Source organism: Caballeronia humi (assembly GCF_001544475.1).
In the GTDB taxonomy this organism is placed as follows: domain Bacteria; phylum Pseudomonadota; class Gammaproteobacteria; order Burkholderiales; family Burkholderiaceae; genus Caballeronia; species Caballeronia humi.
Window position 1 is genome coordinate 1 of sequence record NZ_FCNW02000126.1, and the last position, 4,807, is coordinate 4,807.

5 protein-coding genes are annotated in these 4,807 nt (G+C 66.7%); 4 read left to right on the plus strand and 1 reads right to left on the minus strand.

The genetic code is table 11. The annotated features are described in order from the left end of the window. On the plus strand, nucleotides 1-345 hold a 345-nt coding region (locus tag AWB65_RS37510), incomplete at its 5' end, for a tyrosine-type recombinase/integrase (protein WP_159907961.1). Between the two features lie 81 nt (nucleotides 346-426). On the opposite strand, the gene AWB65_RS34185 is transcribed toward AWB65_RS37510, so the two are convergent. Continuing rightward, on the minus strand, nucleotides 427-1,197 hold the full coding sequence (locus AWB65_RS34185; RefSeq protein WP_087658609.1) for a DeoR/GlpR family DNA-binding transcription regulator: 771 nt from the start codon (nucleotides 1,195-1,197) through the stop codon (nucleotides 427-429). Nucleotides 1,198-1,452: 255 nt separating this feature from the next. On the opposite strand from AWB65_RS34185, the gene AWB65_RS34190 reads away from it, so the two are divergent. From AWB65_RS34190 to pdxA, 3 genes are read left to right on the plus strand one after another with little or no spacing between them, the layout of a single operon-like run. Beyond that, on the plus strand, nucleotides 1,453-2,433 hold the full coding sequence (locus AWB65_RS34190; RefSeq protein ID WP_087658608.1) for a 2-keto-3-deoxygluconate permease: 981 nt from the start codon (nucleotides 1,453-1,455) through the stop codon (nucleotides 2,431-2,433). Next, on the plus strand, nucleotides 2,430-3,731 hold the full coding sequence (locus AWB65_RS34195) for a four-carbon acid sugar kinase family protein (RefSeq protein ID WP_087671185.1): 1,302 nt from the start codon (nucleotides 2,430-2,432) through the stop codon (nucleotides 3,729-3,731). Before AWB65_RS34190 ends, AWB65_RS34195 begins: the two co-directional genes overlap by 4 nt. A 24-nt stretch (nucleotides 3,732-3,755) precedes the next feature. Further along, nucleotides 3,756-4,757 carry a 4-hydroxythreonine-4-phosphate dehydrogenase PdxA gene (gene pdxA / locus AWB65_RS34200; RefSeq protein WP_087671186.1) on the plus strand — a complete coding sequence of 334 codons (1,002 nt, stop codon included), beginning with the start codon at nucleotides 3,756-3,758 and terminating at the stop codon, nucleotides 4,755-4,757. Nucleotides 4,758-4,807: the final 50 nt, after the last annotated feature.

Genomic DNA, 4,807 nt, shown 5'->3' on the forward strand with positions numbered 1-4,807 from the left:
CCGGACAGCGCCGCAAAAATTCATCTCTATTTGGAAGTCGCCGGCCACCGCGACGCACCGGACGCCCCGCTCTTCCAGCCCGCCCGCCGGCACACGGGGGCGGCGCTCTCCGCCGATGGCGTCTATAAGATCGTGCTCGGCTACGCGGCAAAGTCCCGGATCAAGGTTCACGGTTTCCGCGTCCATAGTCTGCGGGCAACTGCCGCCACCAATGCACTTGAGCGAAACGCCGATATTGCGTCGGTGCAGGAATGGCTTGGCCACGCGAACATCGCAACGACACGGATCTATGACCGGCGGCGTCATCAGCCAGAAGATTCGCCGACCTTTAAAGTGAGCTATTGAGACGGTGTCGTTTGCTGCCTAGGTCGCTGCGGCACGAATCTGGCAGAAAACGAAGGTGCATCCACGAGTCCGATGCGACGTTCACTTCCCCGCTTCCGCCGAAACCACCGCCACTTCATCAAGCAACGCGAACCGTTCCAGCGCCGGCGCGTCGCGCGCAGCATCGGTGATCAGCGTCCATCCGCGCTCGAGCGGCGTCCAATGCTGCTGATTTGCGCGCTCCAGCTTGTTCGAGGTCACGAGCACGAACACGCTCGCCGCCTGCCGAATCACACATTCCTTTAAAAATGCCTGCTCGGCGCTCGCCTCGCACAGCCCCCGCCCCGCGACGACCCCGTCCGCACTGAGAAACGCCTTGTCGACGGTGATGCGCGACAGCGCGATCTGCGCGAGCGGTCCGAGCGTGCTCATGCTCGACGGGCGCACGTCGCCGCCGATCAGCGTCACCGGCACGTCGCTCGGCGCGAGCAGCCCGACGGCCAGCAGGTTGTTCGTGACCACATGGATGCCCTGGCGCCCCGCGAGACAGTGCGCAAGCGCGGCCGTGGTCGTGCCGCCGTCGAGGAAGATCGTGTCGCCGTCCTGCACGTGCGATGCCGCCGCGCGTGCGATCGCCTCCTTCTGCTCGCGAAAGCTCTCGCGCCGCATATCGAGCGATTCCTCCGGCTCGTGCATGCCCACCGACGCGGCGCCGCCATACGTGCGCACGATGCGCCGCTCGTCGGCGAGCGCACGCAGGTCGCGCCGCACCGTCGCCTCCGACATCCCGAAGTGCTCGCAGAGCGCGCTCACGTCGTTCATGCCGGAGAGCACGGCGCGCAGCATCGCCTCGCGGCGTTTGGCAACTTTCATGAATCCCCGTGTGTTTGTCCCGGCGGGCGCCCAGTGTATCGGATCGGGCACGCGTCCAATGCTGCTCCTTATCTGACCGCAGACCAGAAAAAATGACTGTTTCGATCATTTCAACCGTAAATCGATTGCTTTGTGATCAACGTAAACCCCGACGAGTCGTAAATTGCGCGAATCGAGCAGAACGCCTACACTTCGGTTTGATTGTTTCAATCACAGAATGATCGATTCGCGCAAATATTTCAAGGGGAGACACGCATGGCTCAGATTTACATCAAGCGCGCAGTGGAGCGCGTACCCGGCGGCATGATGATCGTGCCGCTCCTGATCGGCTCGCTCGTCGCGACGTTCCTGCCCGGCATGCCGAAGTTCTTCGGCTCGTTCACGAACGCGCTCTTCACCGGCGCGCTGCCGATCCTGGCCGTGTTCTACGTCTGCATGGGCGCGAGCATCAACGTGAAGGCGACGCCCTACCTGCTCAAGAAAGGCGGCGCGCTGTTCGCGGCGAAAGTCGGCACGGCGATTCTGACCGGCGTGGTGCTCGGGCATTTCCTGGGCGAGCAGCCGGTGTCGTCCGGTTTGTTCGCCGGCATCTCGACGCTCGCCGTCGTCGCCGCGATGAACGACACCAATGGCGGCCTCTACATGGCGCTGATGGGCCAGTACGGCAGGTCGGAAGACGTCGGCGCGTACACGATCATGTCGCTCGAATCGGGCCCGTTCCTCACGATGGTGACGCTCGGCGTCGCGGGCCTCTCGGCGTTTCCGTGGCCAACGCTCGTCGGCAGCATCCTGCCGCTCGCGCTCGGCATGCTGCTCGGCAACCTCGATCGCGAAATGCGCGACTTTCTCGCGCGTGCCGTGCCGGTGATGATCCCGTTCTTCGCGCTCGCGCTCGGCGCCAGCCTCGACCTGCACAAAGTCTGGCAGGCGGGCTTGCTCGGCATCGGGCTGGGCCTCGCGGTCGTGATCGTGACGGGCATTCCGCTCTATTTCACCGATCGCCTGACGGGCGGCACCGGCGTCGCGGGCATGGCGGCGGCGAATACAGCGGGTAACGCGGCGGCGGTTCCCGCGCTGATCGCGGCGGCGAATCCGGTCTACGCCGAAGCCGCGAAGAGCGCGACACTGCTGGTTGCCGCGTGCGTCGTCGTGACGGCGATCGTGTCGCCGATCCTGACGGCGGCGGTGGCAAAGCGCGTCGCGGAGCGGCGCATCACACGGGAGGCGACGCAATGAGCGCGGCTGAAGGAAGAACGACGGGCATGCTGATCATCGCCGACGATCTCTCGGGCGCCGCCGATTGCGCGATCGGTTTCGCGGGCGCCGGGCGGCGCACGGTGGTGACGCTCGACGCGTCCGGCGCCGACGCGAGCGCCACGGTCATCGCCGCCGATACCGACACGCGACGCCTCTCGCCGTCCGAAGCAGCTGCGCGCACCGCCGATGCATGGCACGCGCTGCACGCGCTCGGCCGGCGCCTCTACAAGAAGATCGATTCGACCTTGCGCGGCAACTGGACGGCCGAAGTCGCGGCGCTGCAACCGCTCGCGGGCCTCGCGATCGTTGCACCCGCGTTTCCGGCGACTGGCCGCACGGTGCGCGACGCTCGCGTGCTCGTGCACGGCGAGCCGCTCGAATCGACGGAAACGTGGCAGTTGGAAAACGCCGGGCGTAACGCAGGCCTGCAGCCGCTGCTCGAAGCAGAGGGCTTGCGCACGGAGCGGCTTTCCGTCGATGCCCTGCGCGGCGATCGGGCGGTGCTGCGTGAACGCATCGCGGCGGCCGCGTCGGCCGACGGCGCAGCGCAAGCGCTAATCGTCGATGCCGAAACGAGCGCCGACCTAAGCGTGCTTGCAAAAGTCACGGCTTCGATGAGCGAGCCGTTCTTCTGGGTCGGATCGGGCGGACTCGCGCGCGAACTCGCCGCGCTGCCCGATCTCTTCGATGCCGCGCCGCAACCGTCGGCGACATCCTCGCCGGAAGCGGGTCGAGCGGGCGCGATTCTGATCCTCGTCGGCAGCCTGTCGGCGGTCTCCGAACGCCAGTGCGCAATGCTGCGCGAGCGCGCGGGCGTCCCGGAACTTGTCGTGCCGCCCGCCGTGCTGCGCGAAGGCGAGCGCCACGCCGCTTGGAGCGAATGGCTCGACCGGATCGGCGCCCAATTGCAGGCAGACGCGGACCTGATCGTGCGCATCGGCCGTGACGAAGCGTTTGATCCAGCTGAAGGCGCGCATCTCTCGACGATGCTAGCCGCGCTCGTCGCCCCGCATTTCGGGCGCCTCGGCGGCCTGATAGCGACCGGCGGCGAGACCGCCCGGGCGATGCTCGTCGCCGCGAACATCCGCAGTCTCGAACTGCTGGCGGAAATCGAAGCGGGCGTCGCCGTGGCGCGGCCCGGCGGCACCGCGCGACCCGCGATCGTCACCAAGGCCGGCGCCTTCGGCAGCGAACACGCGCTCTATGGCGCGTACCTGCACCTGCGCGGCACGGCCAAACCTGAACACACCGCTGCGTCCACCCTCGCGACGCGCTGAACCTACTTACATCGAAAGCACACTATGAGCAACTACCTCCCCATAATCGGCATCACGATGGGCGACGCGACCGGCGTTGGCCCCGAAATCATTGTCAAGAGCCTGACGCACGACGCGGTCTACGCGCAATGCCGCCCGCTCGTGATCGGCGACGCGCGGCGTCTGGAACGCGCGAACGAGATCGTCGGCGGCAGCGCGCGGGTGCGGCGCATCGCGCAGGCGTCCGAGGCGCGCTACGAGCGGGGCGTGATCGATTGCATCGACCTCGGGCTGATCCCCGACGACCTGCCGTTCGGCGAACTTTCGCCAATCGCCGGCGACGCGGCGTATCGCTACATCGCGCGCGCTGTCGAACTTGCGCAGGCGAACGAAATCGACGCAATCTGCACGGCGCCGCTCAACAAGGAGGCGCTGCATGCGGGCGGCCACAAGTTCCCGGGCCACACGGAGATGCTCGCGCAACTGACGGGCATCGACGAAGTGTCGATGATGCTCGTCGCGCCGCAACTGCGCGTGATCCACGTGACCACGCATATCGGCATCATCGACGCGATCCGCAAGATCGAGCCGGGCCTCGTGCAGCGTACGATTGAGCGCGGCAACGCGACGCTCGTGAAGGCGGGCATCGCGAAGCCGCGCATCGGCGTGTGCGGGATCAACCCGCACGCGGGCGAAAACGGTCTTTTCGGCTACGGCGAGGAAGAGGAGAAGATTATTCCGGCAGTGAAAGTGTTGCAGGAACGTGGGCTCGACGTGACGGGGCCGCTTCCCGCCGACACGCTGTTCTACCGTGCGGGCCGCGGCGACTTCGATCTCGTCGTCGCGATGTATCACGACCAGGGGCACGGGCCGGTGAAAGTGCTCGGGCTAGAGGCGGGCGTGAACGTGACGGTCGGGCTCGACGTGATCCGCACCTCGGTGGATCACGGCACGGCGTTCGATATCGCGGGCAAGGGCATCGCCGACGAAGGCAGCCTGCTCGAGGCGCTGCGCCAGGGCGCGGAACTGGCGACGCGGCGGGGTTGAGCGAAGCGGCGGGGCTCTCCCGGCGTCGCCGTCGCGATTAACTTTCCGTT